The sequence below is a fragment of the Azonexus fungiphilus genome, assembly GCF_003634965.1.
Classification (GTDB): domain Bacteria; phylum Pseudomonadota; class Gammaproteobacteria; order Burkholderiales; family Rhodocyclaceae; genus Azonexus; species Azonexus fungiphilus.
The window spans coordinates 25537-44553 of the sequence record NZ_RBXP01000014.1 but is presented as its reverse complement, the minus strand read 5'-3'; the positions used below and the strand labels follow the sequence as shown (position 1 = coordinate 44553).

Genomic DNA, 19017 nt, shown 5'->3' with positions numbered 1-19017 from the left:
CGTGAAAAAAGGCGGTAATTATGGCACCATCGCCGACTTCCGACGAAAGTCGGGATTGTGTCTCCGGGTGCCTTCCGGCTTTGCCGGCAGGAGAATCGGGAAGGCGGTGCGAATCCGCCACGTGCCCAGCGCTGTGAGGATGACGGGCGATGCACAGGCCACTGCCGCGGCGGGAAGGCGCATCGTTCGGGTGAATCCGAGTCAGAAGACCGGCCGGGAGACGTCACACGGCGCCGTGGACGGGTGCCTTCGCGTTTCCAGAAGGGGAATCCATGGAAAACCAGCACGCTTTTTCCGACGCCGAACGGGCCGCCGTCTATCGTGCCATCTTCAACCGCCGCGACGTGCGCGGCCAGTTCCTGCCCGACCCGGTCGCCGACGAGCAGCTCGCGCGCATCCTGCTGGCGGCGCATCACGCTCCGTCGGTCGGTTTCATGCAGCCGTGGAATTTCCTCGTCGTCCGTGCGTCGACCGTCAAACAACGCGTGCACGACATCTTCCGCGCAGCCAACGCCGAAGCCGAACGGATGTTCCCCGACGAGAAGCGCGAGATCTACAGCAAACTCAAGCTGCAGGGCATCCTCGATGCGCCGGTGAACCTGTGCATCACCTGCGACCGCTCGCGTAGCGGCCCGGTCGTGCTCGGCCGCACCCACATGCCGACCATGGACCTCTATTCCAGCGTCTGCGCCGTGCAGAACCTGTGGCTGGCCGCCCGCGCCGAGGGACTTGGCGTCGGCTGGGTCAGCATCTTCCACGAGAAGGCGCTGCAGGACGCGCTCGGCATTCCGCATCACATCGTGCCGATCGCCTATCTGTGCATCGGCCACGTCAGCCACTTCAAGGATCGCCCGGAACTGGAAAGCGCCGGCTGGCTGCCGCGCCTGCCGGTCGAAGAACTGGTCTTCCACGAACAGTGGGGGACGCACGATTTACCGGAAAATGCCGGATTGACCGCCGCCCTGTCGGCGCTCGCCGCGGCGGAGCGTGGCGCATGAATGGCACTTTCCCGGCCGACCAGCGCGCCGCGCTGCTCGCCTTGCCCGGTGTCGGGCCGACGGTGATCCGCCGCCTCGAAGAGGCCGGCTACGCGCCGCTCGCCCGCCTGGCCGGCGAGGAAAGCGCAGTCGTCACGCTGCACATCGCCCGCCTGATCGGCTCGACCTGCTGGCACAACAGTCCCCAGGCGCGCACGGCAATCGACGCCGCCATCGCCCTGGCCCGCCAATGGCCGAACTGAACCTGCTCACTGGCCCCTACGCCATGCCGCTGGCGGCGCTCGCCGCCGTGCTGCTCGACCGCCTGTTCGGCGAAGTGCGGCGTTTTCACCCGCTGGTCGGCTTCGGCACGCTGGCGGCGGCGATCGAAAGACGGCTGAACCGGCGCACGATCGCCGGCGGCGTCCTCGGCTGGGCGCTGGCGGTGCTGCCCTGGCTGGCGCTGGCGCTGGCCTTGCGGCCGCTGGCGCCGTTCACGGTCGACGTGCTGCTGCTCTATTTTTCGCTCGGCGCGCGCAGCCTGTGCGAACACGCCGAAGCGGTCGCCCGGCCGCTACGCGAGGGGCGGCTCGACGAAGCGCGGCAGCGCGTCGGCTGGATCGTTTCCCGCGATACCGCAGCACTCGACGAGTCCGGCGTCGCCAAGGCCGGCGTCGAGTCGGTGCTGGAAAACGGCAACGACGCGATCTTCGGCGCGCTGTTCTGGTTCGCCCTGTTCGGCGGCCCCGGCGCCCTGCTCTTCCGGCTGGCCAACACGCTCGACGCGATGTGGGGTTACCGTACCGAACGCTACAACCTGTACGGCCGCTGGGCCGCCCGCGTTGACGACGCGCTCAACTGGCTGCCGGCGCGGCTGACCGCGCTGAGCTACGCCCTGCTCGGCCGCTGGCGCGACGCGCTCACTTGCTGGCGGGCCCAGGCGCCCGGCTGGGAAAGCCCGAACGCCGGCCCGGTGATGGCAGCGGGCGCCGGCAGCCTCGGCGTGCAATGCGGCGGCGCCGCCATCTACCACGGCCGCGAGGAAATCCGCCCGCCGCTTGGCTGCGGCCCGGCGCCGGTCGCCGCCGACCTCGGCCGGGCGATCACGCTGATCCGGCGCAGCCTGTGGCTGTGGCTGGCCGTCCTTTTCCTGATCGGAGCCCTGCATGCTTGACCATGGCGGCCGCCTGCGCGAAGCCGCGGCCCACTACGACATCCCGCTCGCCGACTGGCTCGACCTGTCCACCGGCATCAACCCCCAGGGCTGGCCGGTGCCGCCATTGCCGGCGGCAGCCTGGCAACGCCTGCCGGAAGACAACGACGGCCTGGAAGCCACCGCTGCCGCCTACTACGGCAACGCCAACCTGCTGCCGGTGGCCGGCTCGCAGGCTGCCATCCAGTGGTTGCCGGCGCTGTTGCCGCGCGCCGCCGTGGCCTGCATCGCACCGCTCTACAACGAACACCCGCAGGCCTGGCAGCGCGCCGGCCACAAGCTGCGCTTCCTGCAGAACGCGACGCTGCCGCGTGCGCTGGCGGCGGCGACCCCTTACGTGCTGCTGTGCAACCCGAACAACCCGACCGCCGACCGCCACCCGCGCGAGCTGGCGGTCGACGCCGCGGCACAGCTGAAAAAGCGCGGCGGCTGGCTGATCGTCGACGAGGCCTTCATCGACGCCACACCCGAGCACAGCCTGACGCCGCTGGCCGGCACGGCGGACGCGCCGAACCTGATCGTCTTCCGCTCGCTGGGCAAGTTCTTCGGCCTGGCCGGGCTGCGCGTCGGCTTCCTGTTCGCCGCCCCCGAGCTGCTGACAAAGATGGCCGACGCAATCGGCCCGTGGGCAATCGCCGGCCCGTCGCGCGCCGCAGCGACGCTGGCACTCGGCGACAGCACCTGGCAGACGGCAACCCGTCAGCGCCTGCACGCCGACGGCGAACGCCTGCGCCAGTTGCTGGCACCGCTCGGCGAGGTCAAGGCGACGCCGCTGTTCGCGACGCTGAACGCGCCGAGCACCGGCGAACTGCACGAACACCTGGCGCGCCGCGCCATCCTCACCCGCCGCTACGCAACCAACCCGCTGCTGCGCTTTGGCCTGCCGCCCGACGAAGCCGGCTGGCAGCGCCTGACCGACGCGCTCACCGAATGGAAACCCGCATGCACCTGAAAATCCGCCTTTTTGCGGCGTTGACCGCAACATTCCTCGCCGCCGGCGCCCATGCCGACCTGGTGTTCACCGACGACAGCGGCCGCGAAGTCCGCCTGCCGGAACCGGCGCGGCGCATCGTCGCCCTCGCTCCGCACATCGCCGAAACGCTGTTCGCTGCCGGCGCCGGCAGCCGGGTGGTCGGCACCGTCGACTACAGCGACTATCCGCCGGCGGCGAAGCAGCTGCCGCGCGTCGGCGGCTATTCGCGCATCGACCTCGAGGCCATCGTCGCCCTCAAGCCCGACCTGGTGATCGCCTGGGAAAGCGGCAACAACATGGCCCAGGCCGACAAGCTGCGCGGCCTCGGCCTGACCGTGTACATCTCGCAACCCAACCGCATGGAAGACGTTGCCCGCCAGCTCGAGCGCTACGGCCAGCTGGCCGGCACCAGCGCCGTCGCCGACGCCGAGGCCAGGCGCTTCCGCGAACGCCTGGCAGCGCTGCAGGCAGCCAACGCCGGCAAGCCTAAAGTGCGCGCCTTCTACCAGATCTGGAAGGCGCCGCTGACCACCGTCGGCGGCCCGCAGATCATCAGCGACGCGATCCGCCTGTGCGGCGGCGACAACGTCTTCGGCCACCTCAAGCAGATGGCGCCCAAGGTGACACTCGAGGCGGTGATCGAAGCCGACCCCGAGGCAATCATCGCCACCGGCATGGGCGACGCCAAACCGGAATGGCTGCACGACTGGGACAAGTGGAAGAACATGACCGCCGTCCGCCGCGACAACCTCTTCCACATCAACCCGGACATCATGCAGCGGCACACGCCGCGCATCCTCGACGGCACGACGAAACTCTGCGCCCATCTCGATGTCGCACGCAGCCGTCGACCGAAATGAAGCCCACGCCATGTCCCGCCTGCCCCAACGCATCGTCTGCCTGACCACCGAAACCGTCGAGGTCCTCTACGCCCTCGGCGAACAGGACCGCATCGTCGGCATCAGCGGCTACACCGTACGGCCGCCACAGGCGCGCAAGGAAAAGCCCAAGGTCTTCGCCTTCACCACCGGCGACATTGCCAAGATCCTCGCCGTCGAACCCGACCTGGTGCTCACCTTCTCGGATCTCCAGGCCGACATCGCCCGCGACTTGATCAAGGCCGGCATCCCGGTCTACGCACTGAACATGCGCAGCGTAGACGACATCCTGGCGATGATCGAAACGGTCGGCCGCCTGGTCGGCGCCGAGGAACGTGCCCAGGCACTGGTTGCCGGACTGGAAGCACAGATTGCCGCTGCCCGGGCCATCGCCGCCGAACGCATCGCCCGCAGCGGCCGCCGGCCGCGCGTTTACTTCGAGGAATGGGACGATCCGCTGATCAGCGGCCTGCGCTGGGTCTCAGAACTGATCGGGATCGCCGGCGGCGAGGATGTCTTTGCCGCACGCGCCGGTTCGCCGCTGGCCGCCGACCGCCGGCCGACGCCGGCGGAAGTGATCGCCGCGGCCCCCGACATCATCATCGGCTCCTGGTGCGGCAAGCACTTCCGCCCCGAACGGGTGGCCGCCCGGCCGGGCTGGCAGTCGATCCCGGCGGTCGAGCGCGGTCGCCTGCACGAAATCAAGTCGGCGATCATCCTCACCCCGGGACCGGTCGCGATCAGCGAAGGCCTGCCGCTGCTGCTCGACCTGCTCGACCCCGACCGCTCGTAACGGTAAACGCTTATTGCCCTGGCATGGGGCCAGACTCTATAGTGCAGCCATGTTGCGCTTGGCCCTGATCTTCCTCGCCCTCTGCCTGCTTGCCTTGAAAAGCTGGGCCGGCGAGATCGCGCTCATCCTCGCCGACGACAGCCCGCCTTACCGCGAATTCGCCAGCAGCCTGCAGAAGAACCTCAAGGCCGGCTGGCGGATCAACTACACCGATAACGACCTGCGCCCGCTCGACCGCTTCCCGGTCGACCTGGTCATCACCGCCGGCACCGAGGCACTGCGCAAGACCCTGGGCAAGGCCCAGAAGACGCCGGTACTGGCCACCCTGCTGCCGGAAAACGCCTACCAGGGGATCATCCTCGACGCCCGCTCGCCGCCGCCGGTATCGGCGATCTACCTCGATCAGCCGGCGCGCCGGCAAGCCCGGCTGTTGCGCCTGCTCTTCCCCGACAGCCAGCGGATCGGGATGCTGGTCAGCGAACAGTCGCGGGCCCAGGCCAACGCCTTTCGCCAGCCGCTGACCAGCCAGCGCCTGCAACTGATCACAGAAACCGTCAACGACGAAGCCCATATCCTGCCGGCACTGGAGACGCTGCTGCCACGCACCGACGCCCTGCTCGCCCTGCCCGATCCGCTGATCTACTCGCGCAACACGATCAAGCCGCTGCTGATCACCGCCTACCGCTTCCGTCGCCCGGTCGTCGCCTTCTCGGCTGCGCTGGTCAAGGCCGGCGCACTCGCCGGCCTGTACTCGACCCCGGCGCAGATCGGCCGCCAGGCGGGCGAACAGGTGTCCACCCATGGCAACCGCCTGCCGCCGCCCGGCGGCCCCGTCGAATTTTCCCTGAGCATCAACCAGAGCGTCGCCGATGCCTTCGGTCTGCGCCTCCCCGAAGAGGCTGACCTGTTCCAGAAACTGCTTTCCGGCGGAACTGAACAATGAAAAACCTGACACTGCGCCAACGACTGCTGGTCCTGACGCTGCTGCCCAGCGCCCTGATCACCACGCTGCTCGTGCTCTACTTCTCGATGAGCGGCATCAGCGCGCTCGAAAGCCAGCTGCGCGCCAAGGGCCTGGCCACGGTCCGCTACCTCGCGCCGATCAGCGAATACGGGATCATCGCCGGGCAGATGGACAGCATCTACGGCCTGGTCCAGGCGGCGATGCAGGAACCCGGGGTCAAGGCGGCAATCATCGTCAACCCGAAGGGACGCACGCTGGCCGTTTCCGGCCGCGTCTCACTCGCTGCCGAAACCATCCGCCAGCGCCTGGAGGCACCGGCGCAGGTCGACGAAAGCCATGACTGGATCGCTTTCGGCGCCCCGGTGATCCGCAGCCAGACCGACAGCGACCCGTTGTTCGACATCGCCGGCCTCGACAACCAGCCGCAGGAAACCATCGGCCACGTCTTCATCGAACTGGACAAAGCCGAACTCATCGAGCGCCAGCGCGAACTGATGCTCCAGGGCTTCTTCGCCATCCTGCTCGGCCTCGGCCTGATGGGTGGGCTCGCCATCGCCATGGCCGACCGGCTGGCGCTACCGCTGCAGCGCCTGGCCACCGCGGTCCGCAGCATGTCGGCCGGTCACTTTGATACCCGGGTGGCAGCGCAGTCGAGCGGCGAACTGCGCATCCTCGAGGACGGTTTCAACGACATGGCCGGTCATATCGAGGAAGCCCACCGCTCGATGCAGGCACGGATCGAGGAAGCCACCGCCCAGCTGGTCTTCCAGGCCCGTCACGATGCCCTGACCGGCCTGGTCAACCGGCGCGAGTTCGAACTCCGCCTGGACAAGGCGCTCGATACCGTACATGCCGGCGGCGACGAATTCAGCGTCCTCTACATCGACCTCGACCGTTTCAAGACGGTCAACGACGCTTGCGGCCACCTTGCCGGGGACGAACTGCTGCGCCAGATCTCGCTGCTGTTCCAGGGCCGGCTGCGCGAAGAGGACACGCTGGCCCGCCTGGGCGGCGACGAATTCGGCATCATGCTGGCCAATTGCAGCCTGAGCAAGGCGCGTCAGGTTGCGCAGGACCTTTGCGCACTTTCCGCCGAATACCGCTTCGTCTGGCAGGACAAGATCTTCGCGATTGGTGCCAGCATCGGGCTGGCACCGGTGACCCGCGATGTTCGCGACGTCCAGGAAATTTTCGCGCTCAGCGATGCCGCCTGCCTGCAGGCCAAGGAGCTCGGCCGCAACCAGGTTTGCGAAGCGGCACCGGCAGCACCGACAGAGCGCCGCCGCGACCGCGGCAACTGGGCCAGCCGCCTGGCCAGCGCGCTTTCGGAAGGCCGCCTGATCGTCGAAGCAATCCCGATCCGGGCCCTGCAGCCGGGGCTGCCCGGCGCCCAGATCGCCGAACTGAGCGCCCGCCTCAACGAACCCGGACAATCGCCGATCGCCCTGAACGCCCTGATCGACGCCGCCGAGCGCTACGACATGGCCAGCGTTTTCGACCATCATTTCCTGGAAACCGCGATCGACGCGCTGGCCCAGGCCAGTGGCCGCAAGTCCGGGATGGGCTGCATGGTGCCGCTGTCGCGGGCAGCGATCAGCGGGCCGAAGACTGGCGATTTCATCGCGGCGGAGCTCGCCAGGCGCAGTATCCGCGGCGACGGTCTGTACCTGATGTTCTCGGAGGAAATCAGCACGCACCAGACCAGCCAGCTGATCGAATTCTCCCGGCGCATGCGCGAACTCGGCTGCCAGATTGCGTTGACCGAATTCGGTGGCGGCATCTCCTCGTTCACCCAGTTGCGCACGCTGGCACCGAGCCATGTTCGCCTCAGCCAGAGCCTGACCCGCGACATCGGCGACGGCGTCACCTCGACCGCGCTGCTTCGGGCGATTCTCGAAATCACCGCCGAACAGCAGATCTACTCGATTGCCGAGGACGTCGATGACACCCCGCTTCTCGAACACCTGCGCCGCCTCGGCATCGCCTACGCACATGGCAAGGCGGTCGCCCCGCGCGAACCCTTCGACGCCTGGTTCGAAGGGGCTGTGATGCGCGGCAGCCGGGGCTGAGGAGAACTCAGAAGCTGACGTTGAGGGTCAACCACTGGCGCCGGTCCACGACACGCGCCTTGGGATCGTCATCGGACTTGCGCTGCTCGATGTGCGCCCCATTCAGCGACTGAACCGTATAGGCGATCTCGACAGGTTTTCCCCCCAGCGAGAACGGATAGGCCAGACGGGCATCAACCCGCTGATAGCGGTCCACCTCGGTATTTCGGGTCCACTGCATGGCACCAACCTGGGAGTAGACAACCGAGAGCTGCCAATTGTTTGGCAGGCGCTGAATCAGCATTGCCGACGACGAATTGCGCGGGGCCGAGTTCTCGGCCAGCGCAACATATTTGTTCGAATTCACTGGTGCATAAAGATGACTGCCCGGGCTCAAGGCGATCAACTTCCCGTTGTCCGACCACTCGCTCGTGATGTGGATCCGAGCATAGTTCAAGAGGAGTTGGGTACCGTCACGAGGCGTCCACTTCCACTGCAGTTCGTAGCCGCGGATTTTCAAATCCTGGATAGACTGCTCCGAGTACTGGATGTCGCCACTGTAGGCGACCCCGGGACGGACCAGCATCAAGCGGTCGCGTATCCGTTCGTCGAACCCCCTGAGGTCCAGGCTCATCCGCAGTGATCGCCAATCCCCCAGATAGGCGATCTCCCAACTATCGAGCCGTTCTGCCGGCAATCGCGGATTCCCGATCTGATCATCACGATCGACGACGACATCGTGCCGATAATTGGCCTTGTAGGCGAGGATGCTGGAGGTACGCCAGGCCCTGGCATAGCCGATCCTGAGTGTGTTTTCCGCATCGAGGTGGAAAGCCAGGCTGGCGCGCGGCGAGAGATGATTGCCAGCCAGCGAATCATATTCGTTTGACATTCCGGCATTCGCCGTCAGCCAGGTCACCGGCTTCCACTCGCCGTTGGCAAAGGCTCGCCAGACCTGACGACTCTCCTGACCTCGATCGCGCATCATCGTGTCCGAGCTGAGCGTGTCATGACGCCAGCTCGCCCCCCAGACCAGGCGTGTTGCCCTCATCGGAGAAAAGTGGTGCGTCGCCTCCAGTTCATGGCGCTGCCCCCAGTCGCCTCCCTCATTGACACGCTGGTAACCGATCGCCCTGCCGGGATCGCTGAACGTTTCATCACTGCGGTCTTCGCTGAACGTGTAGCGCAGCGAGAAATCGGCATCGGCACCCAGCGTGTGCAACCAGCGCATCTGCAGCCAGGAGGACGACTCATCGAGGTTGCGCATCGGATTACCGGTGTCGATATGCGGTGCTGGTTCATCAAAGTCCAGCCGCCCCTTGGTGAAACGTCCTTCAACCCGGCCAAGGTTGAGTTCCAGCGCATCCTTGTCGGTCAACTGGTAATCCAGGCGGGCATCGAGACGCCGTACGCGGTTGCTGTCCTGCCAGTCGTAGGCATCCTCGAGGCCATCGTCCTTGACCTCCTGATAGGTCAGGCGATAGTTTCCGTTCTCCCAGCCGCCACCGCCACGCACGGTGTAATCGCGTACGCCCTGCGAACCAAGACTGGTCGATACCGAGGTACCGCGGACCAGCGACGGATCAACGGTGATGATGTTGACCACGCCGAGAAAGGCATTGGTCCCGTACGAGACCGAGTTCGAGCCACGGACCACCTCGATCCGCTCGATGTCTTCGAGTGCGACCGGCAGCAAGGCCCAGTTGACGCCCCCGCGGAACAGTGGGGAGTGCAACGAACGCCCGTCAACCAGGACCTGCACACGGGGTGAATAATCGTTGTCGTCGGTGATCCCGTGATAGGTTACCCGACTCGTCGTGTCGCTTTGGGCAAAGGTCTGGAAACCCGGAACCAGCCGGAAGATGTCGGAGAGCGAACGGACTCCCGAGGCCCGGATCATTTCGCGATCGACCACAGTCACCGATGCCGGGGCATCGGCCTGGCGCTGTGGCAGACGACTGACTGAAGCGACTACCGGCAGTTCAGCGAAGAAAATGTCGTCGTCAGCCAGCACGCCACTGGTTAGCGCGGCAAGAGCCAGGGGCAGGAATCGACGCTGGAATTTTTGCATGGTTTACGACTCAGGCCACCTGAGCGACGCTGCCGGGCAAGGCCAGTGCCAGTTTCCAGGCCCCGGCAAAACAATTGGACTGGCTGCCAATGACCGCACCATGACGCTCGGTCGCCACCAGGCAAAGCGCCAGGCCGGCCTGTTCAACCAGGGTGACGCCGGCGAGATCGATTTCGTCCACACCAACCCGGGTCAGCGCGTGCATGAAATCGTTGCGCAAGGAAGCGTTCAGTCCGCCGGCGATGCGCATCACCTTGCGCCCGGCCAGCTCGTGCACGGTCAACACCGACGCCTTGCCGGATTCCAGGGCCTGCCGGATCGCGTCCTCGATCAGCACCTGGTTGATCAGGCCAACCTGGAAACGCGCCCCGTAAAGATCGCCGATCCGGCTGACGACGGTCACCGCGACATCCATGCGCGGCGAACCGAAAAGCGAGAACTCGCAACCAACGCTGCGCCCGATCTCGAGTACCAGCGAGGAGCGCAACATGATGCCGGACATCGACAGGTTCTCGATTCCGCCTTCGCACAGCTGGCCGGCAAAGCCGATGCTCACCGCCGGCGGCTCGCCAAAGCGTATCCGTTGATGCCTGCGCTGCTCGATCATGCTCGCCCCCATCTCGCTTCGAATTCCCCTGTGCCCTATGTTATCAAAGTCCGATTGCCCTACGACCATCTTTCCTAGGTGCTCCACCGATTGACTTTTCCGCCACGGCTCAGTATCTTGAAGCGGTCGGATTCTCCGGCAGCGCCGATTTGAACTCAGATTGCGGGCGCTTACAAATGCAGCTAAAACGGGAACACCCAGTTCGCGTTTCAGCCAACTGGGTTTTTTGTTTTCGGGAGCATCATGCCGGGCCAGTCCGTCGGCGCCGTCGAAGCGCAACGCATCCATTTCAGCGAGCCGCTGCCGCTGCGCAGCGGCAGCATCCTGCCGGCCTACGATCTGGCCGTCGAAACCTACGGCACGCTCAATGCGGCCAAATCCAACGCCATCCTGGTCTGCCATGCACTGTCCGGGCATCATCATGTCGCCGGCTACTATGCCGACCAGCCCGACAACATCGGCTGGTGGGACAACATCATCGGCCCGGGGCGGCCGCTCGACACCGACAGGTTCTTCATCGTCGGCCTGAACAACCCCGGTGGCTGCCACGGCTCGACCGGTCCCTCGTCGATCAACCCGGCCACCGGCAAACCCTGGGGTGCGGATTTTCCGATTGTCGCAGTCAGCGACTGGGTCAACGCCCAGGCCCGCCTGGCCGACCATTTCGGCATCGACCGCTGGGCCGCGGTGATGGGTGGCAGTCTCGGCGGCATGCAGGCACTGCGCTGGACGATCTCGCACCCGGAACGGGTGCGCAACGCACTGATCATCGCATCGGCGCCGAAGCTGACCGCCCAGAACATCGCCTTCAACGATGTCGCCCGCCAGGCCATCCTCACCGACCCCGACTTCCACGGCGGCCACTACTACGAACACGGCACCCGGCCGATGCGCGGCCTGCGCCTGGCGCGCATGCTCGGCCATATCACCTACCTGTCGGACGACCAGATGGGCGAGAAATTCGGCCGCGAGCTGCGCAATGCCGCATTCTCCTTCGACTACGACGTCGAGTTCGAGGTCGAGTCCTACCTGCGCTATCAAGGCGACAAGTTCGCCGGCTACTTCGACGCCAACACCTACCTGCTGATGACCAAGGCGCTCGACTACTTCGACCCGGCGCGCCTCGATGGCGGCGACCTGGTGCGGACGATGGCACGTACGCATCGCGACACCAATTTCTTCGTCGCCTCGTTCACCACCGACTGGCGCTTCTCGCCGGCCCGCTCGCGGGAAATCGTCGCAGCGCTGCTGGCCAACGGGCGCAAGGTTTCCTACGCCGAGATCGACCTCAATTTCGGCCACGACTCCTTCCTGATGGAAGATCCGCAATACCACGGCCTGGTCGCCGCTTTCCTGGGGAACATCAAGTCATGACCCACACCCTCGGACGCCCCGACTTCGACGTCATCGCCGCCTGGGTCGAACCCGGCCACCGGGTACTCGACCTCGGCTGCGGCGACGGTGCCCTGCTCAAGCACCTGATCGACACCCGCAACGTGCACGGCTGGGGCGTCGATATCGAAGACGCCAACGTGCTGGCGGCGATGCGCAACGGCATCAACGTCATCCAGAGCAACCTCGAGAATGGCCTCAAGGATTTCGCCGACGACGCCTTCGACCATGTCGTACTGTCGCGGACGCTGCAGACGGTGCGCCACACCGAAGGCATCCTGCGCGAAATGCTGCGGGTCGGCCGCGAAGCCGTCGTTTCCTTCCCCAACTTCGCCTACTGGAAGAACCTGCGCTCGGTTCTCGACGGCCGCATGCCGGTTTCCGAGGACCTGCCCTACCAGTGGTACGACTCGCCCAACGTGCGTTTCTTCACGCTGCTCGATTTCGAAGCGCTGTGCGGGCAAATGGGGCTGACCATCGTCGAGCGACGCGTGCTCGACGAGAGTGGCGACCCGGTCAGCGCCGACGCCGACCGCGACCTCAACTTCCTCGGCAGCCTTGCCGTCTACCGTCTGACCCGGCCGCGCTGAGACGACTCAGTCGTCGGCCGCCGCAACAACCGGCGGTCGCCCGAGCGCGTTCAGGGCGGAGCGCAACCACCAGACCATGACCACGCCGGGCACGGCGACGACGATCGAGAACAGGAAGAAGGCCGGCCAGCCGATGCTCGCCGACAGCACCCCGGACAAGGGGCTGACGTAGATCCGGCCAACCGCGGCAAAGGCCGACAGCATCGCGTAGTGGGTCGCAGTGAACTGCTGGTTGCACAGCCCCATCAGCAGCGCGACGAAAGCCACCGTGCCCATGCCACCGCTGATGTTCTCGCCGGCAATCACTGCCAGCAGCAGCCCGTCGAGAACCGCCGGTTGAGCCAGCGAGACGATCCACCAGTCGAAAGCGGGCACCGTCACTTCACCCCAGGCGCCCTTGCCGAGCTGGGCCAGCAGGTAGAAACCGAAGTTGGAGACCAACTGCAACACGCCGAACAGCAGCAACGAGCGGTAGAGCGCCAGCCGGGTCATGATCAGCCCGCCGAGGAAGGCACCGAAGATGGTCAGCCAGATGCCGATCACCTTGTTGGCGATGCCGACCTCTTCCTGGGCGAAGCCCATGCCCTTGATCAGGAAAGGCGTCGTCAGGCTGCCGGCAAAGGCATCGCCAAGCTTGTAGAGGATGATCAGGGCAAGAAATGCGGCTGCTCCCTGCTGCGAGAAATAGCTCGACAGCGAGCGGTTGAGCGTCTCGAAACCAGCGCGTTTCGCCGCCCAGGCAGCCAGCGGCAGGGCCAGAGCGATCTCGGCCAGGACGAAAAGCAGCTGGATCCAGCGATTGGCGTCATTCGGATCAAGTCCCGCCGCAATCAGCAGCAGGCGGGCCAGCCAGTAGCCGACGATAACGCCGCCGAGCATGGCGACAAAGCCGAACAGTTCGCGGCGCGGATCGGAAGCCAGCGGTTTCAGCGCCGCCGACACCCCGGGCAGCATGAGCAGCGAGAGCACGCTGCAGGCCAGCATGATCGCCGCCATCGTTTCATAGACACGTGGCCAGGATTGCCACTGCCCGGCCCAGATCAGCGCGATGCCGCCCGACAGGATCATCGCCAGACGATAGGCAAAGACATGCACCGAAGCGCCCAGGCCGCGCTCGTCCTCCGGCAGCAGATCGGTGCGATAGGCATCGACAACGACATCCTGCGAGGCCGAAAGGAAAGCCACCAGTACTGCCGCCACGGCAAACGGCGCCGGCGCGGCAGCCGGCGACAGCGTGCTCATCCACCACAGCAGGGCAGCCAGGGCCAGTTGCGTCAGCACCAGCCAGCCACGCCGCCGCCCCAGCCAGGGTGGCTCGAAGCGATCCATCAGCGGCGCCCAGAGGAACTTGAAGGTATAGGGAATGCCGACCAGACCGAAAAAGCCGATTGTCGCCAGATCGATGCCATCGATCGTCAACCAGGCCTGCATGGCCTGACCGGTCAGGGCCAGCGGCAGCCCGGAGGCGAAACCGAGCAGCAGGATGGCGGACAGCCGCCAGCCGCGGGCCAGATGCAGCGCGGTCAAGAAAAGCGGACCCGGGGGAGCCGGCAGAAACCGGCAAAACATTCAGGCATCGCCACTCCCGGGATCACCCCGGCGCAGGCGGCGACGATCGAGCCACCAGGCGTAAACCGGCAGGATCAGCACCGAGCCCGGCAACAGCAGCACGATCATGTAGGGCGAGAGATGTGCCATCCGGCGCAGGTGGAGGAGCAACTCGTCCTTTTCTGCCGGCGTCCACTGGCCGCCATTGCGACTCTTCATCAGCAAGGGCATGAGGCCGCGCGTCGCCATCAGTTCGCCGAGCACGCGCTGCACCTCGCGGCGCTGCGCCGACAACATCTGCCGCCACCAGCCGGGCAGCGCGACGGCCAGTCGATCGCCGGCAACCATCGTCAGCGCTCTCCGGCAAGCCGGCTGCGCAGCGCCTGCCAGCCGCGCCAGACGATGAAAGCGCTGCGCCCCCAGCGCCACAGACGGCGCGGCTTGGCGATCACGGCAAGGGCTACGGCGCCACCGACTTCGAGCGGATGACGCTTGAGCCAGTCGACACCGTGCAGCACCGCATCGCCGGCGGCAAATACCGGTTCGACCCCGGCTGCAGCCGTGGCGAAGCGTTGCCGCTGCTCGGCGCAGCGCGCCTGCAGCGCACCGCGGCGGGCGGCGAGCTCAAGGCGTTTTTCGTTCATTTTTGCGGTCGACCGTGCAATTGCGCAATATCTGCGTCCAGTTCGGCCAGACTGGCCCGGAACAGACGGCTGGGTGCACGCGCCTGGCGCAGCAGCAGGACCAGCAGGACGGCAGCGCCGGCAAAGAAGAGCCCGGCGAAGACGCCGAAAACGAGCACCCGCTGCTCCCAGAACGCCAGCGCCAGGCTGAATACCGCCATGATCACGCCGAGGCTGAGCAGGAAGGCGGCAGCGATGGCCTTGGCCCACAGGCCGACCAGCCGGTATTTTTCCTCCTCGAGCTCGGTAACCAGCAACTCGGCACGCGTGCGGCCGATCGCCAGCGCCGTGCCGAGCAGGGTCTTGAGCGCGGCGAACAGGCCGGGACGGCCCGTTGCGCCGGCATCGCCAGACGACATGCCTTAGCGACGACCGATCAGGACGCCGAGCGCCAGACCGACCAGGGCGGCAACGCCGACGGCCTTCCACGGCTCGTCGTGCACGAAGTCGTCGGTGGCGCGGGCGGCGGCCTTGGTCTTGTCGATCACGGCATGCTCGAGGTCGACCAGGCGCTCCTTGGCGTCGCGCAGGCGGACGCCGAGGCGCTCGCGCAGCTCGACGACTTTCTCGCCGGCAACGCCGGTGGTCGCGCGCAGCAGCTCTTCGGTGTCGGCAATCACGACCTTCAGGTCGGAAACCAGCTTATCCTTGTTGGCGGCGGTGATTTGTTCGGACATTTTCAAACCTCGTCAGGGAGCGGTTGTACAGGACTTACAGGGTAGCCTTTCCAGGCAGGCAAATCAATTCGCATGCCAGTCGTAATCGACGATCAGCGGCGCATGATCGGAAAAGCGCTCGCTCTTGTACACCGATGCCTGACGTGCCGCAGCGGCAATGCCCGGCGTGGCGATCTGGTAGTCGATGCGCCAGCCGACATTCTTCGCCCAGGCCTGGCCGCGGTTGCTCCACCAGGTATAGGCTTCCTCGCCGGCAGCCGGATACAGGCTGCGATAGACATCGACCCAGCCGAGTTCGTCGAACACCCGGGTCAGCCAGGCGCGCTCTTCTGGCAGGAAACCCGAGTTCTTGCGGTTCGATTTCCAGTTCTTCAGGTCGATTTCCTGGTGAGCGATGTTCCAGTCGCCACAGATCACGATCTCGCGACCCTCTGCGCGCAGCGCCTGCATTTTCGGCAGGAAGACATCGAGGAAGCGGAATTTCGCCTCCTGGCGCTCCGGCGACGACGAGCCGGACGGCAGGTACAGCGAGATCACCGACAGGCGGCCAAGATCGACGCGCAGGTAACGCCCCTCGGCATCGAACTCGCCACCGTCGAAACCTTCGACAACACCTTGCGGCGGCGTCCGTGTCCATACGCCGACGCCGCTGTAGCCCTTCTTTTCGGCACAGTGATAGAAAGCCTGCATGCCTTCCGGCGCAAGCATCGCCGGTGTCAGGTCGGGCAATTGCGCCTTCAGTTCCTGGAGGCAGACGACATCGGCCTGTTGCGTTGCCAGCCAGGGCTGGACGTTTTTGCTCCAGGCCGAACGGATGCCATTGAGGTTGAGGGAGATGATGCGTAACATTGCGTAAATATCGGTCGTTTCCGGACTGAAACTGGAGATTTATGGATTTTCGTCAGGATTTCATCGAATTCGCCCTCACCTGCAAGGTGTTGCGCTTCGGCGAATTCAAAACCAAGGCCGGGCGGATGTCGCCCTACTTCTTCAACGCCGGCCTGTTCAACGACGGTGCGTCGCTCGGGCGGCTGGCCGGATTCTACGCGAAAGCGGCGCAAGCCGGCGGGGTCGGCTTCGACATGCTGTTCGGCCCGGCCTACAAGGGCATTCCGCTGGTTGCCGCGATCGCCATCGCCCTTGCCGGCCAGGGCAGCAACTATCCCTTCGCCTTCAACCGCAAGGAAGCCAAGGATCACGGCGAAGGCGGCACCATCGTCGGCGCCCCGCTGGCCGGGCGCGTGCTGATCGTCGACGACGTCATTTCGGCCGGCACCTCGGTGCGCGAATCGGTCGAGATGATCCGTGCCGCCGGCGCCACGCCGGCCGGCGTGCTGATCGCGCTCGACCGCCAGGAACGCGGCCAGGGCGAACTGTCGGCGGTCCAGGAAGTGCAGCGCGACTACGGCATCCCGGTCGTTGCCGTCGCCGGCCTGCGCGACCTGATGACCTACCTCGAGCAACACGCGGAGTTCGCCGAATACCGGCCGGCCGTGGCCCGCTACCGGGAACAGTACGGTATCGATGCCTGAACGCCGCCTCGCCCCCCTCCTGCTGATCGCGTTGATCGCTCCGGCCTGGGGGGCGACGGGGGAGTTGTTCTGCTGCACCGATCCGGGCAGCGGCCGACGGATCTGCGGCGACACGCTGCCGCCGGTCTGCCGCGGCCAGGCACACCGCATCTACGACAAGGCCGGCAACCCGATCAAGGACGTGCCGGCAACGCTGACGCCTGAGCAGAAGGCGGCGGCGGCGGCCGCCGCCGAACGCGAAAAGCAGCTGGAAGAGGAAAAACGCGAGCGCCGGCGCATCGACCAGGCGCTGCTGTCCACCTACGCCACCGCCGAAGACATCGACATGGCCCAGGCCAAGGCCGAAAACGACGTCAAGCTGACGATCCGCGATGCCACGGCGAAAATCACCGAACTGCAGAAACGCCAGCGCAAGCTGGCCGAGGAAGCGGAGTTCTACAAGCGCAAGACGATGCCGGCCGAGCTCGACACGCAACTGCGCACGGTCGGCCACGAAATCCGCCTGCAGCAGGAACTGATCGGGCTCAAGCGCAAGGAACTGGCGACGATCAGCAGCAAGTACGACGGCGACCGGCGTCGGTACTACGAACTCACCGGCCGCCGCAGCAACGCGCCGGTCAGCCCGCCAGCTTCGCCTTCAGCAGTTCGTTGACCTGCTGCGGGTTGGCCTTGCCCTTGGCCGCCTTCATCACCTGACCGACCAGCGCGTTGAAGGCCTTTTCCTTGCCGGCACGGTATTCGGCGACATTGGCCGGATTGGCGGCGAGGACCTCGTCCACCAGCGCCTCGATGGCGCCGCTGTCGGTGATCTGCTTCAGCCCCTGTTTCTCGATGACCTCGTCGGCCGTCGCGCCGTCACCGCTCCACAAGGCCTCGAAGACCTTCTTGGCAATGTTGTTGGAGATGGTGTTGTCGACGATGCGCAGCACCAGGCCACCGAGTTGCTGCGGCGACACCGGCGACTGGGCGATGTCTAGGCCGTCCTTGTTCAGGCGGGCGGCGAGATCGACCATGACCCAGTTGGCGCACGGCTTGGCCGCGGCCTGGCCGGCGACGCTGACGGTCGACTCGTAAAAATCGGCAATTTCCTGGCTGGCGGTCAGCGTCGTCGCATCATAGGCCGACAGGCCGAGCTGCTCGACGAAGCGCTGGCGCTTCTGCGCCGGCAGTTCCGGCAGTTCGCCCCTGACCCGCTCCAGCCAGTCGGCGGAAATGACCAGCGGCAGCAGGTCGGGATCGGGGAAATAGCGGTAGTCGTGCGCGTCTTCCTTGCTGCGCATCATCCGCGTCTCGCCGGTATCCGGGTCAAACAGCACGGTCGCCTGCTGGATGGCGCGGCCTTCCTCGATCTCGTTGATCTGCCACTGCACTTCGAAGTCGATGGCTTCCTTGAGGAAACGGAAGGAATTCAGGTTCTTGATCTCGCGCCGGGTGCCGAAGGGCGCGCCGGGGCGGCGCACGGAAACGTTGGCGTCGCAGCGGAAGGAGCCTTCCTGCATGTTGCCGTCGCAGATGCCGATCCAGCGCACCAGCGCGTGCAGGGCACGGGCGTAGGCGACGGCCTCGTCGGAGGAGCGCATGTCCGGTTCGGTGACGATTTCCAGCAGCGGCGTACCGGCGCGGTTGAGGTCGATGCCCGACTTGCCGTGGAAATCCTCGTGCAGCGACTTGCCGGCGTCTTCCTCGAGGTGGGCGCGGGTCAGGTTGATGGTCTTTTCGTAGGCCTTGTCGCCAGAACCCACCTGCACGGTGATGGCGCCGCCCTGCACCACCGGCAGCTCGAACTGGCTGATCTGGTAGCCCTTGGGCAGATCGGGGTAGAAGTAGTTCTTGCGCGCGAACACCGATTTCGGTGCGACGTGCGCGCCGATGGCCAGGCCGAAGCGGATGGCGCACTCGACGGCCTGCCGGTTGAGTACCGGCAGCACGCCGGGCAGCGCCAGGTCGACCGCGCAGGCCTGGGTATTCGGCGCCGCACCGAAGGCGGTCGAAGCGCCGGAAAAGATCTTGGAGACGGTCGCCAGTTGCGTGTGCGTCTCGATGCCGATGACAACTTCCCACTGATTCATGG

At 65.9% G+C, this 19017-nt stretch carries 21 protein-coding genes and 1 riboswitch; of the genes, 12 read left to right on the top strand and 9 right to left on the bottom strand.

Going from position 1 to position 19017, the window contains the following annotated elements:
* The first annotated feature begins 58 nt into the window (after positions 1–58).
* Positions 59–232, top strand: a riboswitch (cobalamin riboswitch).
* Between the two features lie 40 nt (positions 233–272).
* The 8 genes from bluB to DFR40_RS07780 are packed head-to-tail and all read left to right on the top strand — an operon-like array spanning position 273 to position 7867.
* Positions 273–998, top strand: coding sequence for a 5,6-dimethylbenzimidazole synthase (gene bluB, locus DFR40_RS07815; protein ID WP_121457943.1), 726 nt, complete (start codon positions 273–275; stop codon positions 996–998).
* Positions 995–1240 (top strand): helix-hairpin-helix domain-containing protein, encoded by a 246-nt coding sequence (locus DFR40_RS07810; RefSeq protein ID WP_121457942.1) that lies wholly within the window; start codon positions 995–997, stop codon positions 1238–1240. The genes bluB and DFR40_RS07810 overlap by 4 nt, the downstream gene beginning before the upstream one ends.
* The gene (cbiB, locus tag DFR40_RS07805) at positions 1228–2151 is read left to right on the top strand and encodes an adenosylcobinamide-phosphate synthase CbiB (RefSeq protein WP_211329756.1); all 924 of its coding nucleotides are present in this window, start codon (positions 1228–1230) and stop codon (positions 2149–2151) included. The genes DFR40_RS07810 and cbiB overlap by 13 nt, the downstream gene beginning before the upstream one ends.
* Entirely contained in the window at positions 2144–3142 is a 999-nt protein-coding gene (gene cobD, locus DFR40_RS07800; protein ID WP_121457941.1) for a threonine-phosphate decarboxylase CobD, read from the top strand. The genes cbiB and cobD overlap by 8 nt, the downstream gene beginning before the upstream one ends.
* Positions 3133–4023, top strand: coding sequence for a cobalamin-binding protein (locus DFR40_RS07795; protein WP_245985640.1), 891 nt, complete (start codon positions 3133–3135; stop codon positions 4021–4023). The genes cobD and DFR40_RS07795 overlap by 10 nt, the downstream gene beginning before the upstream one ends.
* Before the next feature lie 10 nt (positions 4024–4033).
* On the top strand, positions 4034–4834 hold the full coding sequence (locus DFR40_RS07790; protein WP_121458232.1) for a cobalamin-binding protein: 801 nt from the start codon (positions 4034–4036) through the stop codon (positions 4832–4834).
* Positions 4835–4883: 49 nt separating this feature from the next.
* Positions 4884–5777: an ABC transporter substrate-binding protein gene (locus DFR40_RS07785; protein ID WP_121457939.1), complete on the top strand. Its 894-nt coding sequence runs from the start codon at positions 4884–4886 to the stop codon at positions 5775–5777.
* Entirely contained in the window at positions 5774–7867 is a 2094-nt protein-coding gene (locus DFR40_RS07780) for a diguanylate cyclase domain-containing protein (RefSeq protein ID WP_121457938.1), read from the top strand. Before DFR40_RS07785 ends, DFR40_RS07780 begins: the two co-directional genes overlap by 4 nt.
* 7 nt (positions 7868–7874) lie before the next feature.
* Here DFR40_RS07780 and DFR40_RS07775 read toward each other — a convergent pair whose 3' ends face one another.
* Positions 7875–9917 carry a TonB-dependent receptor plug domain-containing protein gene (locus tag DFR40_RS07775; RefSeq protein WP_121457937.1) on the bottom strand — a complete coding sequence of 681 codons (2043 nt, stop codon included), beginning with the start codon at positions 9915–9917 and terminating at the stop codon, positions 7875–7877.
* Positions 9918–9927: 10 nt separating this feature from the next.
* The gene (locus tag DFR40_RS07770) at positions 9928–10524 is read right to left on the bottom strand and encodes a PilZ domain-containing protein (protein ID WP_170160179.1); all 597 of its coding nucleotides are present in this window, start codon (positions 10522–10524) and stop codon (positions 9928–9930) included.
* Between the two features lie 240 nt (positions 10525–10764).
* Here DFR40_RS07770 and metX point away from each other — a divergent pair, with 240 nt between their 5' ends.
* On the top strand, positions 10765–11898 hold the full coding sequence (gene metX / locus DFR40_RS07765) for a homoserine O-succinyltransferase MetX (protein ID WP_121457935.1): 1134 nt from the start codon (positions 10765–10767) through the stop codon (positions 11896–11898).
* On the top strand, positions 11895–12506 hold the full coding sequence (gene metW, locus DFR40_RS07760) for a methionine biosynthesis protein MetW (protein WP_121457934.1): 612 nt from the start codon (positions 11895–11897) through the stop codon (positions 12504–12506). The genes metX and metW overlap by 4 nt, the downstream gene beginning before the upstream one ends.
* A gap of 6 nt (positions 12507–12512) precedes the next feature.
* Here metW and DFR40_RS07755 read toward each other — a convergent pair whose 3' ends face one another.
* From DFR40_RS07755 to DFR40_RS07730, 6 genes are all read right to left on the bottom strand, one after another.
* The gene (locus DFR40_RS07755) at positions 12513–14075 is read right to left on the bottom strand and encodes an AmpG family muropeptide MFS transporter (protein ID WP_121457933.1); all 1563 of its coding nucleotides are present in this window, start codon (positions 14073–14075) and stop codon (positions 12513–12515) included.
* A complete protein-coding gene (locus DFR40_RS07750; protein ID WP_121457932.1) occupies positions 14076–14402 on the bottom strand; it encodes a hypothetical protein in 327 nt (108 codons plus the stop codon).
* A 2-nt stretch (positions 14403–14404) separates the two neighbouring features.
* Positions 14405–14698 (bottom strand): YqjK-like family protein, encoded by a 294-nt coding sequence (locus DFR40_RS07745; RefSeq protein ID WP_121457931.1) that lies wholly within the window; start codon positions 14696–14698, stop codon positions 14405–14407.
* Positions 14695–15096 carry a phage holin family protein gene (locus DFR40_RS07740; RefSeq protein ID WP_121457930.1) on the bottom strand — a complete coding sequence of 134 codons (402 nt, stop codon included), beginning with the start codon at positions 15094–15096 and terminating at the stop codon, positions 14695–14697. Before DFR40_RS07740 ends, DFR40_RS07745 begins: the two co-directional genes overlap by 4 nt.
* 3 nt (positions 15097–15099) lie before the next feature.
* A complete protein-coding gene (locus tag DFR40_RS07735; protein ID WP_121457929.1) occupies positions 15100–15414 on the bottom strand; it encodes an ElaB/YgaM/YqjD family protein in 315 nt (104 codons plus the stop codon).
* A gap of 63 nt (positions 15415–15477) precedes the next feature.
* Entirely contained in the window at positions 15478–16263 is a 786-nt protein-coding gene (locus DFR40_RS07730; protein WP_121457928.1) for an exodeoxyribonuclease III, read from the bottom strand.
* A gap of 41 nt (positions 16264–16304) precedes the next feature.
* Here DFR40_RS07730 and pyrE point away from each other — a divergent pair, with 41 nt between their 5' ends.
* Complete coding sequence (gene pyrE / locus DFR40_RS07725) at positions 16305–16946, top strand: orotate phosphoribosyltransferase (protein ID WP_121457927.1); 642 nt, start codon at positions 16305–16307, stop codon at positions 16944–16946.
* Positions 16939–17598, top strand: a complete 660-nt coding sequence (locus DFR40_RS07720) for a hypothetical protein (protein WP_121457926.1) — start codon at positions 16939–16941, stop codon at positions 17596–17598. Before pyrE ends, DFR40_RS07720 begins: the two co-directional genes overlap by 8 nt.
* On the opposite strand, the gene gatB is transcribed toward DFR40_RS07720, so the two are convergent.
* A complete protein-coding gene (gene gatB / locus DFR40_RS07715; RefSeq protein WP_121457925.1) occupies positions 17564–19015 on the bottom strand; it encodes an Asp-tRNA(Asn)/Glu-tRNA(Gln) amidotransferase subunit GatB in 1452 nt (483 codons plus the stop codon). The genes DFR40_RS07720 and gatB overlap by 35 nt on opposite strands.
* Between the last annotated feature and the right edge of the window lie 2 nt (positions 19016–19017).